Annotated in this window: 18 protein-coding genes; 14 read left to right on the top strand and 4 right to left on the bottom strand. The window is 41.1% G+C overall.

The annotated features are described in order from the left end of the window. Positions 1-57: 57 nt before the first annotated feature. The 7 genes from EHQ58_RS05905 to EHQ58_RS05875 all read left to right on the top strand — a co-directional run bounded on the left by EHQ58_RS05905 (position 58) and on the right by EHQ58_RS05875 (position 7,915). Positions 58-1,452 carry a DUF5683 domain-containing protein gene (locus EHQ58_RS05905; protein WP_135622949.1) on the top strand — a complete coding sequence of 465 codons (1,395 nt, stop codon included), beginning with the start codon at positions 58-60 and terminating at the stop codon, positions 1,450-1,452. 8 nt (positions 1,453-1,460) lie between these two features. Beyond that, on the top strand, positions 1,461-2,684 hold the full coding sequence (locus tag EHQ58_RS05900) for a hypothetical protein (RefSeq protein ID WP_135622948.1): 1,224 nt from the start codon (positions 1,461-1,463) through the stop codon (positions 2,682-2,684). A 140-nt stretch (positions 2,685-2,824) separates the two neighbouring features. After that, positions 2,825-3,340: a hypothetical protein gene (locus EHQ58_RS05895; RefSeq protein WP_135622947.1), complete on the top strand. Its 516-nt coding sequence runs from the start codon at positions 2,825-2,827 to the stop codon at positions 3,338-3,340. Positions 3,341-3,523: 183 nt separating this feature from the next. Further along, positions 3,524-4,636: an esterase/lipase family protein gene (locus tag EHQ58_RS05890; RefSeq protein ID WP_135622946.1), complete on the top strand. Its 1,113-nt coding sequence runs from the start codon at positions 3,524-3,526 to the stop codon at positions 4,634-4,636. A 71-nt stretch (positions 4,637-4,707) separates the two neighbouring features. Continuing rightward, positions 4,708-5,745 (top strand): hypothetical protein, encoded by a 1,038-nt coding sequence (locus EHQ58_RS05885; protein WP_135622945.1) that lies wholly within the window; start codon positions 4,708-4,710, stop codon positions 5,743-5,745. A gap of 150 nt (positions 5,746-5,895) precedes the next feature. After that, the gene (locus EHQ58_RS05880) at positions 5,896-6,807 is read left to right on the top strand and encodes a lipase family alpha/beta hydrolase (protein ID WP_135622944.1); all 912 of its coding nucleotides are present in this window, start codon (positions 5,896-5,898) and stop codon (positions 6,805-6,807) included. 70 nt (positions 6,808-6,877) lie between these two features. Continuing rightward, positions 6,878-7,915, top strand: coding sequence for a lipase secretion chaperone (locus tag EHQ58_RS05875; protein ID WP_135622943.1), 1,038 nt, complete (start codon positions 6,878-6,880; stop codon positions 7,913-7,915). Between the two features lie 24 nt (positions 7,916-7,939). On the opposite strand, the gene EHQ58_RS05870 is transcribed toward EHQ58_RS05875, so the two are convergent. Next, positions 7,940-8,896: a putative glycoside hydrolase gene (locus EHQ58_RS05870; protein ID WP_135622942.1), complete on the bottom strand. Its 957-nt coding sequence runs from the start codon at positions 8,894-8,896 to the stop codon at positions 7,940-7,942. Positions 8,897-9,008: 112 nt separating this feature from the next. Between EHQ58_RS05870 and EHQ58_RS05865 the strand changes: the two genes are divergently transcribed. The 3 genes from EHQ58_RS05865 to EHQ58_RS05855 are packed head-to-tail and all read left to right on the top strand — an operon-like array spanning position 9,009 to position 12,527. Further along, positions 9,009-9,572 (top strand): hypothetical protein, encoded by a 564-nt coding sequence (locus EHQ58_RS05865; RefSeq protein WP_135622941.1) that lies wholly within the window; start codon positions 9,009-9,011, stop codon positions 9,570-9,572. Between the two features lie 14 nt (positions 9,573-9,586). Next, positions 9,587-10,522 carry a histone deacetylase family protein gene (locus EHQ58_RS05860; protein ID WP_135622940.1) on the top strand — a complete coding sequence of 312 codons (936 nt, stop codon included), beginning with the start codon at positions 9,587-9,589 and terminating at the stop codon, positions 10,520-10,522. A gap of 52 nt (positions 10,523-10,574) precedes the next feature. Further along, on the top strand, positions 10,575-12,527 hold the full coding sequence (locus tag EHQ58_RS05855; RefSeq protein ID WP_167883548.1) for an Lnb N-terminal periplasmic domain-containing protein: 1,953 nt from the start codon (positions 10,575-10,577) through the stop codon (positions 12,525-12,527). A 2-nt stretch (positions 12,528-12,529) separates the two neighbouring features. Here EHQ58_RS05855 and EHQ58_RS05850 read toward each other — a convergent pair whose 3' ends face one another. Next, positions 12,530-13,789: an esterase/lipase family protein gene (locus tag EHQ58_RS05850; RefSeq protein WP_135622938.1), complete on the bottom strand. Its 1,260-nt coding sequence runs from the start codon at positions 13,787-13,789 to the stop codon at positions 12,530-12,532. 91 nt (positions 13,790-13,880) lie between these two features. Next, positions 13,881-15,485, bottom strand: a complete 1,605-nt coding sequence (locus tag EHQ58_RS05845) for an NADP-dependent glyceraldehyde-3-phosphate dehydrogenase (protein ID WP_135622937.1) — start codon at positions 15,483-15,485, stop codon at positions 13,881-13,883. 50 nt (positions 15,486-15,535) lie between these two features. Here EHQ58_RS05845 and EHQ58_RS05840 point away from each other — a divergent pair, with 50 nt between their 5' ends. Continuing rightward, positions 15,536-15,739: a hypothetical protein gene (locus tag EHQ58_RS05840; protein ID WP_135622936.1), complete on the top strand. Its 204-nt coding sequence runs from the start codon at positions 15,536-15,538 to the stop codon at positions 15,737-15,739. 56 nt (positions 15,740-15,795) lie between these two features. On the opposite strand, the gene EHQ58_RS05835 is transcribed toward EHQ58_RS05840, so the two are convergent. Further along, on the bottom strand, positions 15,796-16,092 hold the full coding sequence (locus EHQ58_RS05835) for a DUF805 domain-containing protein (protein ID WP_135622935.1): 297 nt from the start codon (positions 16,090-16,092) through the stop codon (positions 15,796-15,798). Between the two features lie 112 nt (positions 16,093-16,204). Between EHQ58_RS05835 and EHQ58_RS05830 the strand changes: the two genes are divergently transcribed. From EHQ58_RS05830 to EHQ58_RS05820, 3 genes are all read left to right on the top strand, one after another. Then, positions 16,205-17,383, top strand: coding sequence for a MaoC family dehydratase (locus EHQ58_RS05830; protein WP_135622934.1), 1,179 nt, complete (start codon positions 16,205-16,207; stop codon positions 17,381-17,383). A 137-nt stretch (positions 17,384-17,520) separates the two neighbouring features. After that, positions 17,521-18,540, top strand: coding sequence for an MBL fold metallo-hydrolase (locus EHQ58_RS05825; RefSeq protein ID WP_135622933.1), 1,020 nt, complete (start codon positions 17,521-17,523; stop codon positions 18,538-18,540). A gap of 176 nt (positions 18,541-18,716) precedes the next feature. Further along, complete coding sequence (locus tag EHQ58_RS05820) at positions 18,717-20,525, top strand: PAS domain-containing protein (protein WP_135622932.1); 1,809 nt, start codon at positions 18,717-18,719, stop codon at positions 20,523-20,525. Positions 20,526-20,530: the final 5 nt, after the last annotated feature.

The following is a 20,530-nucleotide window of genomic DNA, read 5'->3' as shown; positions in this document are numbered from 1 at the left end:
CACGAAAAATTCTTTATTCTTCTCCCTCCGTTTGATGACCTAACTTCGGGTATAAAAATGAAATGCACAATCTTAAAAATTCCCTTTAACTTTTTTTGTGTCTTCCTGATTATCTTTTCCGTATCACAGCTATCTGCTGACCGTGTTTCCTTAAAGTCAGGTAAGGTGATTGAAAACGTAAAAACATCCATTGAAAAGACAGCCGTCAAAATCAAATACGAAAATGGAAAATCGGAAGCACTTGCCAAATCAGATATCAAATCCTTAAAGATTACAGCCGTTGAGTGGAAGACAAAAACTCCGACCACTCCTGGCACAACGGGTCCCACAGCCGAACAAATCGCCTTAGAAGCAGAAGAAGAGAAAGCAAGGGTGGCCATCGCCTCCGAGCGAGGGGATGAATTTACTCCACGTGCGGAGGAAGAGATGGTAAGTCCGTGGGGAAATTTCGCTTTGGGTCTAATTCCTGGTTATTCGGGTTTGTACCGCACACAAAGTACGGGACGAGCGATCACCTTTAGCATTCTCGAGACCATCGCATTTCTCAATTTTGTGGATGTAATGAGTGCCAAAAAAACTGCACACCAGGTTGATGCCTTTGATGTCGGAGTTTTCGCTTGGTACCAAACTTCTAGCAGTGGTCCAGCAGCGTCCAGTTTGTCTACGACCCTCGGCATCCCCTTATTACTTGTAACAAACGTTACCAATGCCTATGGATACGAGTCTGGACTCTCAGGGAGAGCACTCGCCGAGCAAGCAGGAAACAACAAAGCAAAAGCCCAACTTGCCAACCAACAGGCGACAGCGGCGGGGATCTTAGGTTTCCTTTTGCTCACGGATGCTGTTAGCTCCTATTTTGCAGCGGAATCTTGGAACGAAGGAACCTATGGCGGAGAAAAGAGTGATGCAAACTTTGTTCGTCCCACAAAGCCAAGTTCTAGACTTTTACGATCCGCCTTCCTACCCGGATGGGGGCAAGTGTACGCAGGAGATTCGGTTAAAGGATATACCTGGATGGCGAGTGGCCTTGCTCTATTTGGGTATGTGGTAAGCACCGAACAAAGTGTACAAAGTGCGTATACTAAATTTAAAAGAGATGGATATTTTTCTGTGGTGGGAATGCCTCTACTGAGTGGAACCTTAGGTCTAACAAATGCTACGACAAGCGCCACGGACAATCTATTATATCGTGTTCTGCTTTCAGAGGTGTATCAGTCGGAGGCTAGATCTGCCTTTGAATCGGCTGTGGACAAGCGAAACCAAGCTTGGTCCCTCTATGGTGTCTTTTGGGCTCTCAATTTAGTAGATGCCTACTTTTTCTCTGGCAAAAGTTTCAAACAAGAAGGTTCCGTTCGTATTTTACCTGAGTACTCTTTACAACCTGTGGCAATGCTTGGAAACCAGGTTCAAAACGAACATAAGTTAAATTTTACTCTGACGTACACATATTAGGAGAGATTATGAATTCATCATTAAAACTAAAATCAATTGTCTGCTTGCTTTCCATTGCTTTGCTCATGCATTGTAGAAAGGATGAGCTCGATGTGATCAAGACGTATTCGTCGATCCAGAATCCAATTTATGGCTTAGTTTATTTCACACTGCCCGGCATTATTGTCACCAATAGTGGAGGTAGCTCTAGCGGTAGCACCTCCTCCCTCCCTCGCGGTTTCAAATCCTCAGGCAGTTCGCTCTTTGCCGTCGGTAGTTCGCCTTCCCTTTACGAATCCACAGATGGAACTTCGTTTACCAAAAAAACATTCACGCTACCAAATTGTACAGCAACTGCGGGTTCTTCTTCGGGCAGTTATACGGATTGCCATGTGGTATCGGTAGCTAAGTTTGGATCAACCATCTATGCAATCGGGTTAAAACAATCAGGGGAGAGAGGTAGCAATGGATCCCAAACGACTGTTACAGACCACAAGTTTTATTTCGCTTCCGGGGTAACTGTCAATGATCTGAACTTTACAGAGATCACGGACTCGACCCTTACATCCACTTATTACCTTTCAAATAGCGTTCTCCCATCCGCCGCTTCTAGCAACGGTTTTGTGTTTGGATTTGGGGTGACGAGCACCTCACATAAGTACTGTGGCACGACAAACGGAAGCACCTGGGTCTGCCAGAATGGAGTGGCATCAAGCTCATCCACCGCTGGTGCCGTTGAACTCCTCAATGGCACTCTGGCCGCCGATATCTACTATCGTTGGAACGGATCAGGATTCACTATTGCAGTCACTTCCAACCAGGGAACCAAAGGAAGTATGATTTATGCCAGTAGCAGAACGATTTACACTTCAGGAACTTCCATCCGTTATACGGCAACGGATCCAAGTCTCTTTTCAGGTACAAGTATAGCAGGAGAGACAACCGCAACCCAAACGGGGGGCTTAACCTCAGGGAGTTACCTTTGGCTTGGTGATTTTTCTGGGACATTAAAGGTGGTAGGTTCGAGTTTTAGTAATAATGTGACGACGCTTACGGCCCATACTTCTTCGGACAATGGATCCAACTGGTCAAACACAGCTACGATTACAATCCCAGGTGGGTTATCACCATCAAATAACATCGGATCAATCAACAATACAGTGTTTGTTTACGCTCAGTCAAATAGTGGCACCTTCACGCAAAAATATTTTAAATCCACAGACTTTACCAATTGGACGGAAGTTACGCCTTAAGGAAGTATCAAATTTTATCGCCAGCTTTTCATTGGTGTACCAATCGAAGACTGGCGTACTTCACTCATTTTTTTTACAACTTCCATTTTTTAGGGTACAACTTGCTATCTCCTGCCCCTTTCTAATGAAGGCAGACAAAAATGGCTAATCCGCCGAAGCTATATCAGATTCTAGAAAAAGCAGAAATCGAAACCAAAATAGCGATTGAAATCCAGGATTGGATCATTGATACTATTGCAGAGAAACGGGACCAGTCCATGAACCAATTCGAAGCTACGAAACTCTTACCCATCCATTTAGAAATGAGAAATGGATTCGAGTCAATGCGTTCAGAGATGGCTAGCAGATTTGAAACGATGCATACGGAGCTGAACACCAGATTCGAGACGATGCATACGGATATGATCACCAGATTCGAAAGGATGGATTTTCGATATGAATCCTTTCAAAAGGAGATGGATGTTCGATTTGAATCCCTTCAAAAGGAAATGGACGTTCGGTTCTTAAGAGTGGACGAAAAGTTCACTTCTCTTGAAAAAAGGCTCGATGCCACAAACTTCTCAATTCGACTACTCGGTGTTCCTATTGTAGGAGCCACCATCGGCGGATTAGGTGTTGTTTTCTTACAGATTTACGAACGGTTGGTCGGACTTTGAAAAAATTGCATAGGTAAAATGGTGATCTCGATCTATCGAAATCCCTAAATTTGTGTCCAAAAAGAGTCAGAAAGGTTAGGTAATGACACAAAATAAGAAAAATAAGTCATAAGTGTCACATAGTTAACAAAATTAACTTGCATTGTGGCGGCCCTACCCACATAATTCGTCTTGAGGTGAATTATGAACTCTAAAAAAATGTTTCTGTTTCTCTCTCTAGCCATCCTCGCACTCTCTACGAGTCTGAGTGCTGGCGCGAGAAAAACGGTGTATCCTGTTGTCTTTGCTCATGGTCTTTCTGGCTTTGACAACTTGCTCGGGTACTTTTATTTCGGAGACGATTACGGCGTGTTTGTTGGGGATCCTTGTGATGAGTTTTTAGAAATTAGTTGCAATGGAAGCATCAACTCCGGACAAAAGGCACTCGCTGCTTCGGTGACTCCGTTCCAATCTTCGGAAGTTCGCGGAACCATGCTCGCTGACAAAATACAAAACTATATGACATCGACTGGTGCTTCAAAAGTGAATATCATTGGTCACTCCCAAGGTGGAATTGATGCCAGAAAAGCAGCTGCTGTTCTCCGCACACGATACGGTCGTCAGGTTGTACATGCACTCATTTCTGTATCAAGCCCACACAGAGGATCACCGATTGCGAAATACATATTGGATCTTAAGCCAGGTGTAGTTTCCGTCGTCAATGCTCTCGCAACTCTTTTTGGAAACGCGATCAATGGTCCAGGAAATGATGGGATTGCTGCCGCAAAACAGTTAGTTTACAATGACTATTCTTCCACGGATGGGATTACAACTGGTGCAAAGGCTTTCAATATCAATTACAATGTAAATGCTAGTAATGCGGCGTATTTTGGTTCCTTGATCACTGCTCAGGAAGGTATCAATGTGAATCCAGCGCTTTATCTCGTTAAACAAGCGTTTTACAATATCGATGGTGATGGATATTGCGTAGACGACTGTGATAATGACGGGGCAGCTGGTAAAGGCGACGGAAATAAAACCAACAACGATGATGATGGACTCGTTGGAATCAATTCGCAACAAATGGGAGACCGACTCACTTACACTGAGTATGCCCTCTCTTTCGACACCATTACTGTCAATACAGCACTTGGTTATGTAAGCAACCTAAATGCGCCTTCTTCCTTGCAGATGACATCAAAGTCTTCTGTCATTAGCCAGGACCATTTGGATGTCGTTGGGATCCCACCAGATACATTTGACGAAAATGAGTTCTATGCCTCTATAATCGATTTTATCGTTTCTAAAGGCGGTTAAATTTCACTGCATGCAGGCGGTCTCAGGATACCGCCTGCTTTTCTTTTCTTAAAAACCAAACGAGATCATTTATGTTCCAAAAAAAATACTTATTATACCTTAGTTTAGTTACACTTGCAATTTTCTTCATATCTATCCTCCTTTATCGCAACAGAGATGATGCGAATACAAAAGCATATAAAAATCTCCTAGAATCAAATAAAACATATGCCAATCGAGAATTGGGTGAGCTACCAGCAAATTTTGAAGATATTGATTTTGCAAATCTCACTCCAGAACAAATTGCACGTATCATGGTAGAGAAGTACGGTAAAAATATTGATAATGCACGCGTACAAATTGCACTCTTAGAGGAGTTAATGAAGGACCTTCCGAAATTATTCCCTGAGAATTGGGTTGAAAAATTACATGAAATCCTCCACTTGGCTTTCCCAGACCGAGCCTTAGAATTATTTCGTATGTCTGAAAAGTTATACTCTTACAATAAATTTCGTGAGAACAATATGACAAGACTTGGACTCATGTCAGATGCAGACAGGCGTAAAGAGATGTGGAAAGAGAGGTATCGTCTGTTTGGTGATAAGGCAGACGATATTTGGGCTATGGAAAAGAAGATGCAAAATGTATCAGATGTATTAAAACGTATTGAGGAGAGTCCCGTTGGAAATGTTGATGCAAAACTAAATACATTTAAGTCGACCCTAAAAGAAAACTTTGGTAAGGAACTACCTCAAATCTTAAACAAAAGACAGCAAACATTAACGGAAGGGTTTGTCATGTCAGTTCAGAAAGATTTAAAAATCATGTCGTATGATGCTAGGAAATCCACTCTTCGCGATATCCGGGAAGCAATGGGTATGGACGCAGCAGCGTTAAACCGATGGGATGCACTTGAAGATGAAAGAGAGATTAGGTGGCAGAACCAAGATAAATACATTGAACTTCGAAAACAACTTCTTGGTAAAAAAACCTCACTCAGTCCAGAGCAGGAAAAGGAATTAGATGCCGCCCGGACAAAATTATTTGGGGAAGAAGCGGAAATCATCAAGAATGAAGAAGCTTCTGGTTATTTCCGAAGTCCCGAAGAACGCAATTATGGCATCAATTGATGTTCATTCTAAAGGCATTCTGTCGGGATTTTGTCATAAATGTATCAAAATAAGGGATTTACCGAAATTATTTCTTTTTTTAGTTAAAAATATTGACATTATTTACCATAATGACATAGTTTTGACAATTGAAAGTAGGCAGGATGGAATATGAAAACAAAAATCGTAACAGGAATTTTAGCACTTTTTTTAACGATCCCTTCGACGGGATTGATGGCGGGACCTCTTGATGGACAGTGCATTGCGCTTGTTCACGGAATCCTTGGTTTTGATGATACGAAAGGACTCGCAGGTGGACTCGTAAAGTATTGGGGTGGTCTTGATACTTACTTGAGATCTCAAGGTGCAAAAGTAACGACTCCTGGAAGTTCTGCAACAAACAGCATCCCTGTTCGTGCGGACCAAATCAAAACGGCAGTTTCTTCTTGGATGGCATCTAACGGTTGTACGAAAGTTCAATTGGTAGGTCACTCCCAAGGTGGACTTGTGATTCGATATATGGTTAAAAACCTAGGATTTGCTTCAAAGACAGCGACAGTAACGACTGTAGATTCGCTTCATAAAGGCGCACCTATGGCAGACATCGTTCTCGCGATCATTCCTGGTTGGTTGCAACCATTCGCAAACTCTGCACTCAGCTTACTTGCAAAATTAGTTTATCGTGACGGTCGCCCTCAGGATGTGATCGCTATGGGTAAATCATTAACTACAAGTTATGTGAACAGTTTCAATACGACAACTCCAAACGTATCTGGTATGAAATACTACTCTTACGCAAATGCGATGGCATGGGCTGACCTCATCCAACACCCGATTATGGCACTTACGCACCCTATCACTTGGGCCGGCGGATTGTTCTATGGTTTAGGTGGAGCAAATGATGGTGTGGTTCCGTTAACTTCACAAAAATGGGGAACATACAAAGGACAAGCTCCATCGTATTGGTATGCAACAGGAATCGACCACTTACAAGCGACAAACTTAGAGTGGAGCGGTCAAGGTTACTTCGACGTGCAAGGCTGGTATTTAAATATCGCAAAGAACGCGAAAGCGGCTCTTTAATCTTTAAAGAATACAGATTGTCTCTAAAGAAAGGTTGTGCGTTTTGCACAACCTTTTCTATTTAACCACCATGGACAAAAAAAATATCATCATCTTTTCTATCATTGGCTTTGTTGCAATTCTTGCTTTATTTTTTATTAGCAGGTCTCTCACTAAAGATACGAATCAGCAGGCAGGTGAACTCTCCTCCGAGAATGAAGCTTTGCGTAACGATCCAAATTTGAGTCCCATGGGCAACCAATCTCAGTTCTGGGATGACGCGCTTTCTCCTTTTAAAGACGAGGAACCAAAGAGCTACCTCGAGATCATTGAGGATTTAAAAACAGGAAAGATCAATTTTGTCTGGGAAATCTGGGCACTTAGACGTAAATGTGATGCCTCCTATACGGCAGATCAGTGCAACCAGACCATTCTTGCCTATATCGATGCCAATTATGAAAGTCCGAGTAAAGAAAAACTAAAAGATTTGTTTGAAAGTTATTTTAAATACGAAGTCGCATTACATAAGTTAGAGATATCTGCCGATGTTAAATTTGACGACAGGTACGAAATTTTAAAGAACAAACGCCGAGAAATCATGGGCGAAGAAAAAGCAGATTTGATTTTTGGCATGGAAGAATCACAAGTCCAATTTTTGGAAGGCTCATCAAATTTCATAGAAGCAACAAAAAATCTTAACCCTGAAGATCGAGTTCGAAAATACAATGAACTTAAAAAGAAAACGTATGGATCTTACTATGATGCAGTCGTTTCTCGTGAAGACAAATTCGATCATTACCAGACAGAGCTTTCTTTAAGGGAAAAAGAATTTCAAAGCGGACTCAGCCCAGAAGAGAAGGAAAAGAAACTGGCAGCCTTGGAAACAAGATACTTCGGAAAGGAAAAAGCCGCGGAATTGGCAAAAGTAAGAAAAGAAGAGGCTCAGGCAAGTGCCCGCATCGCAGATTATGAAAAATTGGAACGAGATTTCTTATCCAGCAATCCTTCTCTGAGTTCGAAAGAAAAAGAAAAAAAAATAATGGAACTTCGAGTAAAAGCGTTCGGCGAAGAAGAGGCAGAAGCCTATACCCGCCGAAAACAATTTGAAGAAGAGACGAAGAACCTCTAAATCCAGATGAATGAGTAGTTAAGTTTATCGCTGGTTATTTTTTTCCTTTTGGTATTCGGTATACGCCTCGAATGTCTCCAGGTAATCATTTCCAGCATTCCAAACGATAAATCCATGTCCCTTTGAATCCTTTGCACCTAACATTTGAACTTTGATATAGTCTTTATAAGAGAGCCGGCTGGGTCCTACCATCATCTTAAAACCCTGCACCCAGGCTAGAGCTCTCGTACCTGGTTTCGCGCGTGAAACAGTCAAATCTAAGCCATCTTTGATCGTACCGTAGGGATCTGCTACTCGTTTGGCGATTCCATAAAAATGAGAAGGGTATAGCATGGGGTAGAGTGCTTGCAATTCCTCGCTGAAGGGCTCCACTTTTTGACCGATGACATCATTTTCTATAAAAGGCACCCTACCAAAAATATCTGCTGACCACTCAACATCCTCTCCGCACACATCTTTTGTTTTTTCTTTATGGTCTTTAATGATGGCAAGGATACTCTCGTATCTTTTTTCATAACTCATGCTAAAGTTTGTGCCTCCATCCGCATAACGAATGTAATCTAGCTGAATCTCTTTGATTCCGATGGAACAAGCAGTGCGTATAGATTTTTGTATCGAAAGTACGAGGCTAGGTGACGGAGACTTTTCAATGAGTCCACCTTCAAAATTGACGACTCTTGCAATCGGATAGATGCCACGAGATTTTGCATCTTGAATCTGCTCAGCAGATGGAGGGAAAGGCTGCATATCTATGACAGCCGCATTCATCCCGTGTTCTTGCATGGCAGTAAAAAGAGCATTCCAGTATTTTTTATCACGTATTGTTTTTGTGTTTATATAGAGTCCTTCGATAAAGCTTGGAACTTCCTTGTTCTTTGATAAGGCGGAAAGGCGAGATTCTTTTTTAGTATCTGCAGATTGGCAGAAACTCGCAAGAAGGAGGAGCGAGATGGCCGCAATTTTAGGGGAGATATTTGACATTTTGGTTAGGCTAGTTCCTTTTTTGACAGAATCTTGCATGTGACTTAAAAATCCAATCGATTCAATTGACGAATGTAAAAAAGATGTTTAGAATTCTCTTTGGGAAAAACAAATGATCGAAATTTCACCTGATTATGTTTTAAAATCTTTTGGTAGGTTTGACGAAACTCTCACTCGTCCTGACCAATTTAAAGAACGAGTGCATGAGCTCACCGTTTGCTTCAAAAATATAGGTACAATCTATTTAAATTCACTGGGCGATGATGCGAAGATTACGGGGCAAGAGAAACGAGCACTGATCGATGACCTTGAAAAACTTCTCGTGATTACGGTTATGTTGCGACGGATCGATTTTACGAACGGCCAAAGTATCATCGTTATCGAAAAAGGAAACGGTCATTTCCGCATCCAACTCCGGTTTGTAGAACACTCCATTTGGGAATTGAGCGGTTCGATTTCTCCAGAATATAAAATGAAAATTGGCATTTTTAAAACTTGGTTTAATGAAGTATTGTCAGAGGCCATTCGAAATTTTTTAACCTCATATGGCAACTCTGCTCTAGACAAAGAGATTTCTATGCAAGAAAAAGAGCAGATAGCAAAAACCCTGGACTTGATTTCGATTGAACTGGTCGAAATGATCGTCTATATAGAACGATTTATGAAGTTCACATAACCTGGAGAAAGTACATGAAGACAGCCATTGCCTTTCGCGATGAATTTTTAAAACATGATACCGGTCCTGGGCATCCTGAAACCATCGGCAGGCTGACTGCGATCCTTGAAAGTCTACAGGGCTTAGATGGCAATAGATTTCAATGGGAGAAAAAATTTAATCCCGCCACATTGGAAGATATTACCCTCATCCACAATCCCCAATATGTCAAATTTGTAGAGACTTCTTGTCAAAAACACAGCCTCGGTTTTTTTGATGGAGATACGCCATTCTCCAAAGATAGCTATGTGGCTGCCAGTCTTGCTTCCGGTGCTGGTATACATCTCGCGAATCTCATGTTAGGAGGTGAAATAAAAAATGGTTTCGCATTGGTTCGACCACCTGGTCATCATGCTGAGAGTGGAAATGCTATGGGCTTTTGTTTGTTCAATAATATTGCCATCACGGCAAAGTATCTTCAATCTAAAGGAATCAAGCGGATACTCATTTTGGATTGGGATGTGCATCACGGAAATGGAACGCAAAACCAATTTTATGCGGACGATTCCGTTTATTTTGTTTCATTCCACCAATATCCATTTTATCCGGGGAGCGGTTCCAAAGAAGAAATCGGAACGGGAGCAGGCATTGGTTTTACGATGAATCTTCCCCTGCCTCGGAATTCTATAGAAGTCGATTATATGAGGCTTTGGCCTTTGTTTCAAAAGGAAATGGAAAAATTTCAACCTGAAGTGATTTTGATTTCCGCTGGTTTCGATGCTCACAGGGAAGATCCGTTAGGTGGAATGCTTCTGGAAACCACATCTTTTGAAAATTTCACAAAAAAAATATTAATGGAAGCAAACCTATACGCAAAGGGTAGAGTCATTTCGTTTCTGGAAGGTGGTTATGATTTCCAGGCTCTTTCAGAATCCGTAAAAGTCCATTTAGAAGTGCTGGCCGCCTCGTAAAGTTTCCTTGGCTTTTTTTTATAGATTTTACTTTTTATTATTTTTGGTGATCTTGCCATCCGCTAACTTTAGCGCGGATCTCCCTTCCGAGGAAGCTTTCGAGAACGATATTCCGTTACCCGCTGAAAAGTATCGGGAGAGGGCGGAGAGAGAGTATCTGGACTTTTTCGAGCCAAAGTCAAAACCTGAAAGAGAGCGACTCAGGATTTTATTATCGGAAATCGACAGCTCAAAACTTTTCCAAAGTTCGCATTGGATGAGGCTTCTCCGTTACCGAAAGAGTTTACTAGTTGGATATCATTCAGAGATCGTATCAGACAGCTATTTTCTTTCTGCGTATGGTAAAGTAGATCCAAGAAAAGAAATGATAGCATCTGTTAGGGGCTTGTTTCTCGAAAATAATAAAAATTTAGATCTGTCACCTCAATGTATTTTCCCAGAACGATACCGTTGGCTTCGGCATGCCTTAAAGATAGAAATTTCTGACCAGAAAATCGCGTGCAATCGGTTGGATGTTTGGAAACAAAATATCAATCTTTCAAAAGTGAAATTAGTTTTTGCTTCCTACTATTTACAATCGCCAGCCTCACTTTTTGGCCACACTTTTTTGAAGTTAAATAATAAATCTAATTTGAATTCCGAGTTGCTTGACTACGGCATTGGATATGCGGCAGAGCCAGGTGAAATAGATCCTCTTAGATACGTTTTGGGAGGTATCTTCGGAGGTTATACAGGCAAATTTTCTATATTTCCCTATTATGCAAAAATCAACGAATACAATGATCTAGAAAATCGAGATCTCTGGGAATATGAATTAAGTCTTGATGATTTGCAAAAAGAAATTTTACTCGGGCATCTTTGGGAAATGGGGCAGGCGGAATTCGATTATTTTTTCCAACGTGAAAATTGTGCCTACCAAATCTTAAGAGTGCTAGAAGTGGTAAAGGACATCAATTTGCAGAGTGATACGCAAATGATTCTAACGCCCATTGACCTTTTGAAAAAGGTGCATGCCTTTGGTTTGGTCAAGGATAACTCTCCTGTTTTTCGGCCCTCCTTGTATCATCGGCTCGAAAATCAGATCACCGAGATGAAAGAGGAAGAGAGAGAGCAGTATTTTATAAACTTAAACGAAATCGATCAAAAGAAGGAAATATCTCTAAACCAAGAGACTGACGTGCGTTTGGTCCCAGTCTTAATCGATTCTTTTCAATATCGTATGACTCAAAGAAAACTTTTAGAGACAGATGACCGCTACTTTCGCCTTCTAGGCAAACAAAGTTCGTTGCCAATAGAAGCTAAAAAAGCAGACGAGATAAAAAAAGAAGATCCGCCAGAATCCGCGCATGGATCTAGACGACTTTCTTTGGGTTATGGTAACGCCAGTATAGGAAATTTTATGGAGGTGGAGTCGCGACTGGCATATCACGATCTGCTCAATGTGCCCAAAGGAATGATTTCCACTTCGGAAATTCAGTTCTTCAATTTAAAGGTTAGAAAGTATGAGGATAACCGACCTGAGATTACGACTTTCCATTTGATCAAATTGGCTTCCCTTTCGCCTTATAATGGTTTATCGCAAAAACATTCCTATTTGATTGATATCGGATCACAAACACTCAGTTTCAATCATCCGGAGGCCAGAAAGGCCGTTGGGAATTTAGATTTACTCTATGGGTATTCGTTTGCACAAGAATTTTCGAAGGGGAACTCTTTTGGAGTGATTTCAATTCTCGGGGGATTGAAGGCTCAGACGAATTCAGATTTTTCTTATGGCATGCGCTTTGGCCCTCAGGCTATGCTTAACTATCTTTATGAGTGGGAACGATTTAAGTTTCAATGGCAATACTCTTATGCTTACACGTCAATGAGTAAAAATAATAATTTTTTTCAGAACAGCCTAAAACTAAGGTATGCCATCCATGTGGATCATGAAATCAGATTAGAGTATACCACCTATCCGCAGTATGCAGAGACTTTAGTTTCTTATCAGTATCTCTTTTAAGATTAAAAGATTCGATCGAGCCAAGCGAAAAGTAATTTTGAGTTCAAGATCGAAAAATGTGTGGCCTTCATCACTTCTAAGGTTCTAAGTTCTGGGTTCTCTTTTTTTGCGTACACTTTATCGGATAAGTATCGAAGACTTTGCTTTTCTACGATCCCATCACCTAAAAAATTTTGGATGGGATTTTGAATCGTGTCGATCACAGCATAGGCTTCATAAGCATCCATATCGTCAAGTTCCCCATGATAGGTTTCCTCAAAGTATTGTGAGATAGGCGACCAAAGGGTTTTGGGCTCTTCTTTGACGAGGCCAAAAGAAAGGTCTTTGATGGCATCACTACGTAAATTGCCAACCATTCCTATTATTTTTAAAGCAATGTTCGGGCTTCTTTCTAAAATGAGGCCTAGCCAAAAACCTATTTTCTCAAGATACGATCCTCGGTTAGGTGTTGCTATAGATACCATTTTTTGAAAATGTTTCACCCATTCTTTGTTTTCTACTCTCGCGTAATAGAGACAACTTCTCAGCACAAGTCCACCTAAGCTATACGCAATCAAATGGGGTCTAGCGTCCGGGCATTCATTGAAAAAAATGTCGAGTAGGTGCATGAGCTTTCGTCCATTTTCATGGATCGGTAGCCCGTGATTGTATCTAATATAGATCGGGAAATAATCTTTTTTCTGCAGTTCTGTCGAAATGCCAAGGGATCGAATTTTCCTTTTTTTATAGGGTACCCATTTCTCAATCCATACCGTCTCATCTGTAAAAAGGCCAGGAACAAAAAGAATCATTTTTGTTTTCCCTGATGCATGGTATTCGGATGCTACTTCTTTCGCGGAAACATCCGCACCAAGTGTTCGAAAACTCATGTCAATTTTCGTCAATTTAAAACTTTGGTTATGAGAACTTCCTAATATACTTGAGATGACACGGTTATCGAAAATAAGCTCTTCACCGCGTTTCCCAAGAGAATCCATTGCGAAAAAAGCTTTTTCAAAATTTAAATTTGTGGCTTCGATGGCTTCCTGAAATTTCTCATTCGTTTTGTGATTGGTATCTCTTATCGTGACGCCAGCTTTTTGTAAGGCGGCGCGCCAATCTGGTTTGTAAAAAAATGCGTTCGAGAGAAGGTCGAGACCAGTGCTTGTCCCACTAAGACTCCCATTGACAAGTAACTGGACACCTTTGAGTATCGAGTCGGTCGACTTTTGTGAAAATTGAATGGCGCGGCCAGCGATTTGGTGGAAGTAGAGTTGTATCACATAGCGATCCTACATGATATGAGAGAGAATTCAATCAAGAAATACGGGAAATCCTGAGGCTTTCTCCCACATTTCTTGACACATTTGTCATCTAAAGAATGAAATTGGTGCTGATAAACGAAGAGGCTTTTGTTTCGAGTATTTCTCGAAAAAGTTGTTTGCTCTCTTCATCGTCTTTGGCGGCGACAAGACTTCGCATGGAAAACGCCCTAAGTGCATCCGAGACAGATAAGGTGCCATCCGCAGAATCCTTTCTACCTGTGAAGGGAAAATTATCAGGACCTCTCTGGCATTGGGCATTTATATTCACTCGGGCGACCTGGTTCACTAGAATGTCTGTTAGTTTGCCAATGACTTTTGGATCTCTGCCAAAGATACTTGCTTGTTGTCCAAGGTTTGACTCTTTAACATATGCTATCGTTTCCGATATGTCTTTGTAAGGAACGATAGGGACAAGAGGACCAAATTGCTCTTCATGGTAGAGACGAGAGTCCTTCGAAACCGGATACAATACAGCAGGAAACATAAAGGATTCCAATACTTCTCCACCACCTACATTTTGGATTCTCGCACCCTTTGCGATCGCATCATCCATAAGTTCTGTCAGCCACTTTGTTTTGCCTTCTTCTGGGAGAGGAGTGAGCATGACATCCTTCTCCCAAGGCATTCCCGCTTTCCAATTGGCGAGTGCGGCAAGGTATTTTTTGATAAACGAGTCTGCTATTTTCTCATGTACGAAGATGATCTTCAAAGCCGTACATCTTTGGCCGTTATACGTTAAACTTCCCATCAGTATTTCTGGAATCGCTGACTCCAGATCACAATCTTCAAGTAGGATCGCAGGATTTTTCGCATTCAAACCGAGTATGGATCGCAGTCGATTCAAGCGGGGGTGCTTTTTGGTAATGATATTTGCGGTCGTGCTTGCTCCAATAAACGCAAAAACATCTATTTTTCCTGATTCCATAATGGGTGAAATGACACTTGCACCATCACCATACAAGGTGTTGATGACACCTTTCGGGAATGCCTCTTTAAAACATTTGAGGAGAGGTTCGAGAAGGAGGACGCCAAATTTAGCGGGTTTAAATAATACCGTATTTCCCATGGCGATGGCGGGGATGAGTGTACAGAATGTTTCATTTAATGGGTAATTGAAAGGTCCCATACAAAGTACGATGCCGTAGGGCGCGCGTTTGATCTGAGCAAGGATTCCCTTTTCGAAAACAAATCGTGACGAGTCGCGGTCACCGGCCTTAAGAGCATTGATTGTGTCATTGATGTATTCGATGGTTCTGTCGAATTCTTTGGCACTGTCCTTATGCGTTTTTCCGATCTCCCACATGAGAAGCCGGATGATTAAATCTCGCTCTTTCAACATCAGATTTGTAAATTTCTGAATGGCTTTGATCCTATTTTCGATGGATGTTTGTGGCCACTCTCCACTCCCTCCATCGTAAGCTCTTTCACAGGAAGCAAGTGCGGCCAGAGCTTCCGTTGCACCAAAGGCGGGATAACTTCCGATCTCGAGTTGTTTCGGTTTGCCACTCTCTTCCAAAAAAATGGGAGAGTGTACAGAGATCATTTTGCCTTCCCATACTTTCAATTCCCCATCAATGAGATATTCTTTCTGGTGGATGGGTAGGATGGAAAATTCGGTAGGGATCTCGGAGGATTTTGGAAACTTAAAACTCATACTGGAAAGCTATGTGAGTCGTCGTAAAAAAGCAAGGAATTCCGATCTAAATGCCCGATATTCAAAGAGTGGAATCTTTTAGCGATAAAGACTATGTCCAATGGATCGAAATTTCCGAGCGACTTTTTATGCGTGTAAGAGAATTGGAAGAGTTGATGATGGAAGTCAGATCGGATCTGAAAACGTACCGCAGGGTCAGGGAAGAATGGCGCAGGTGCCATGAAGAGTGGAAACAATCGCGCGAAGCGATTTAAAAGAAAGATTCGGTGTTACGGAATCTTTCTTTGCTGCAAACTAATTTAGAAAGAAATTATTTTCCTTCTTGAGACCAAAAGAAAAGAAGTACAAAGTATCCGATTCCCGTAAGCGCAATCAATTGCCACCATCCACTTTTACCAGTGTCATGCAACCTTCTAGCTCCGACTGCCAAAGACGGTAAAAGGATGGCAAGGGAAAATACCCCACCAGCCACTTGGTGGACCTGATTCAATACCATACTGACAACGAAAACAAATAGAAAAAAATACCAGAATTCAGGCCTTTTTGCCGTTCCGTTGAAATCGACATACTTTTGAAAACATACTTTAATAGCGTCTTGAAATTGCATTCTATCACCTTCCTATGGGGGAAGACTCTATCATGCGGAATAAAAAAAGATACAAGAAAATAAGGATTTGAAAAACTCTTTTCGTCGGGGCCGATACCCAGAAATTTGTCCTATGGTAGAAAAAGCTATGACCCCGTTCGGAGAAATTGCTCCGAAGACTCCCGCCACTCTTGACAAAATCAAAAAAAACATCTACGGACGTTACCTCGAAGAATTTAACGTCGGTGATATTTATGTCCACCCAAGACAGTTCACTGTGGACCGATCCTTCGCTCAGGAATTTGCCACTACCTTTATGGATGCAAACCCTCTCTATCTTTCTGCAGAGTATGCAAAAGCACATGGATTCCAGGATCTCCTCGTGCCACCTCTTATGGTATTCAATCTGGCACTTTCGATTGGCGTACAGAATAACAGTGAAAAGGCGCTTGCAAATTTAGGTTATTATAACGCACAATTTTTGTTGCCCGTCTATCCTGGTGATACACTAGCTTCTCGTACTAAAATATTAGCAGTCGATGATAAAGGTGCGGATAAACCAGGAATCGTTCATGTGAGAACCCTTTGTTTAAATCAAAAAAATGAAGTTGTGTTACAATATGAACGCAAGATCATGATTTACCATTCCAATGGCAAACCAAAAGGAAATTCTAAACCAGGCGATTCTTCAGCCTTTTTTCCAGAATCTGCCACACCTGCCTTAAAACTTCCAAAACTGCAATTCCCGACCGCTCTGAAAGATGTCACTTGGGGACATACCTATTTTGAAAACTTCGAAGCAGGCCAAATCTATGTGCACCAGAATGGAAGGACCATTACCGATGAGCATTATAATTGGACATACCGAGTAGGAAACACTCACCCGTTACATTATGATAAACTTTATTCTGCTGGTATATCTGGCCCAATGGGCGGCGAACCTGTGGTATACGGTGGATTGGTGTTTGGTTGGCTTGTAGGTATGGCCTCTCGTGATATTTCAGAAAATGCACTCTGGGAAATCGGTTTTACAGAAGGTTATCATACGCAACCAGCTTTTTCTGGCGATACGGTAACTTGCATTACACGAGTTCTCTCGACAGAAGACAAAGGTACAGAATATGGGATCGCCGCAGGTGAAGTCCAATTGCAGCTGATAGGGCTAAAAAACATCAAAGCAAATGACGCCCTTGAAAAATTTGGAGCCGACCTCTTCTTAAAAGAAAATGATAAGAAAAAACTTGGTAAGGAAAAAATCTCAGAAAAGATTTTTGAAATCGAACGTAGACTTCTCATTAAAAAGCAGCCATAAGCTTTGGCGTTACCTCCCGAACATAATTCGGGAGGTCCAGGTGCCTACGTGCTCCGCGTGCGCTTCGGTCCTTCGCTTGCCTTGGCAAGCCTCGGACTAAACACTTCGGCCCCCTAACGCATGGCAAGGATTTAATCATGATTGTCACCATTCCTAAACGAATTCCTCCGATGGAAGAAATTGGTGATGAGATTCACAAGATCATCCTCCCCCAACCGTTTTATGCACCGAATAACATCTACTTATACGTAGGTAGTGACGGTCTCATTCTCATTGATTCTGGTTATATCGAATCAATTCCTATGCTACAAGCGTCCCTTAAGACAAAAGGTTTTTCATTAAAAGACATCCGACATGTCATCTATACGCACAACCATCTAGACCATATCTCTTCTTCTCTTGTATTAAAATCTTATGCTCCGAAAGCTATCTTTTATGGCTACCGGGCCATGCAAACTGGTGTCGGAAATTATTTGGAGTCCATGTATCTTTTTGAAGAGGCAACCGAGGATCTATTTAGAACCGCATTCGGTGATCCGCTTGAGCTTGATCGGGTCCTAACAGAATCTAGGCGAGGCTGGAATACATTTTATAGCAAATTTAAGGAAACCAAAAAAGGGAATCCTATATTGCAGATTGATGTGGCCATTGATCATAACGATTCTTTAGAACTCGGTGGCAGGAATTTTCGATTTATCTATACTCCGGGTCACAACCTCTATCACATCACTCCTGTATCGACAGAGTCAGGAGTCTATTTTTCGGGGGACCTCATCATTGCTAATTTGACAGCCATTTATTCACAGTTAGATGGAAGCCTTGGAGATTATCATTTTACTCTTTCCAAATTACTGGAAGAGCCTATCAAACGATTACTTCCGGCTCATGGTCATGAAATTGAAGATCCAAAAAAAACCATCTTACTTGTAAAAAAGACACTCTCGATCTTGGAGAAGGGTGTGATTCGTCGGTTAAGGGAGAGCCCGTCGGACCTTTTGCATTTGATGGAAGCCGCCATCGGTAAAAAAGTTCATAATGGGGGACATTTGCCTACGGCACTGGGACTCATTTATTCCATCATTCAAAAACTGGTATTAGAGGGTTTGATCCGCATCGAAACCAAAGATTCAGGATATGAAACCTTTTATTTGATCTAGTATTCGTACGAGTCAATTCCGTCTGAATGCATACGATATTCTGAGCCATATATGCAAAAAGTAGAATGTTTTTTATCGACAAATAGTACGAATGTTTGAAAGTAATGTGAATCTCAGTTTTATTGCATTTGGCAGTCAGATAACAGACATCTGATTCTATTTCAATTTACAATTAAATGATGCAAAAAAAAATTTTAATCATAGAAGAAGAACAAAGTGTGGCTTCTGTTCATTGGGAATTCTTGACCCAAAACGGTTTTTTGGTTTCGCATGTTTCCAGCCGAAAGGAGGCGCTTTCCGAATTAAACGATACTAAGAAACGAGTTGATCTTCTACTGATTAAAATTGGCACACGAAACGCTGGCTTCGAAACAGCAAAAGAGATCCAAACGCGGGACTCTATCCCCACTCTTTTTTTAATTTCCGATGACATCATTGGTTTGGATGAAAAATGGCAAAATCTATCCTGTTTTGGTATCCTAAGCCATGACGTTTCTATATCTGTCTTGATTGCTTCTATCAATATGGCCTTACGCCAGCATGCGCGTTCTCTGGAACAAGAAACAAAAATGAAAGTTCTAGAAGAGAAATCGAATCTTATTGAAAGCATCTTAGATTGTTCTGGTGATTTTATTTTTGTAAAGGATCGAGAGTTACGAACCATTCTTTGTAATGAAATGGTCGCAAAATCTGTAGGTAGGACTCGTAAGGAATTATATGGGCATAATGATTTGGAAAACGGTGCCGCTCTCGAACTTGTAAAGGGGAATCCAGCAAAAGGAATTAGAGGTTGGGAAGAAGATGATAAGGAGGCGTTAAGCGGAAAAATTGTCCGAAATTCTTCGGATTATGTATATACAGATGGAAAAGTTCATATTTATGATTCGATAAAACGTCCGTTAAGAAATGAAGAAAACGAAATTATCGGCATACTGGGAATCAGTCGTGACATAACAGAACAACGTCGATCAGAAGAATTACTGAAAGAGAGTGAAACGAAGTATAGGTCACTTTTTAATGAGATGACAAATGGACTTGCTCTACATGAGGTGATTTTGGATGCAGATGGTCTTCCGATTGATTATAAGTTACTCAGTATAAACCCTGCCTTTGAAACAATCATAGGTAAGAACCGTGAGCTATTGATAGGAAAATCCGTAAATGAAGTGATGCCCGCTTTATACGCAGAAAGATTTTATGAATACGGAAACGTTGCCTTAAACGGTAAAAGCATAAAATTCGAGAGCTTTATCCAGGAGCTTGGAAAATATATTTCAACAATTGTGTATAGCTACCAAAAGGGTTTTTTTGCCACCATCATTGAAGATATTACCGAGAATAAAAAGTTTGAGTTAGAATTACAAGACACAATCAAATCTAGGAACTTACTACTCAAAGAATTTCAACACAGAGTCAAAAACAATCTGATCAGCATTTCTATGCTTCTCGGCATTCAGCTAGACCACTTATCAGAGAATAATGAGGCGCGAAGAGCGATCCTAAATTCAAAATTACGCATCAACTCCATATCAGCAATTTACGATCAACTAACTTACTCTGACAATCTCGAAAAAGTAGATTTACAATTGTACATCAAAGATCTTGTAAAGTCAACTCTTGATACGTTTACTACAGGCAATGTCGAAATGCATTTTCTAGAAAGCTCTGAGTCCATAGAACTTGATCTTTCCCAAACGATACCCTTAGGACTGATCATCAATGAACTACTGACAAATGCGATAAAATATGCGTATCCGAAAGACAAAAAGGGTGCAGTTCAGATTCATATCGAAAAGTCTGGTGAAAGATTAACGATCGGCATCTTTGATGATGGCATTGGACTTCCTCCTGAATTTAAACTGGAAGAGGCGACAAGCATGGGATTAAATCTTGTCTACCTTTTGGCAGGCCAACTTGGAGCAAGTTTAGAAATGATAAATCAAAATGGTACAAAATTTTCGTTACAAATGAAACTAGACTCGTAGAGCAT

Source organism: Leptospira ognonensis, from assembly GCF_004770745.1.
Lineage (GTDB): Bacteria > Spirochaetota > Leptospiria > Leptospirales > Leptospiraceae > Leptospira_A > Leptospira_A ognonensis.
Note: the sequence above shows the minus strand (reverse complement) of the source record. Positions and strands in the feature narration are given on the sequence as shown.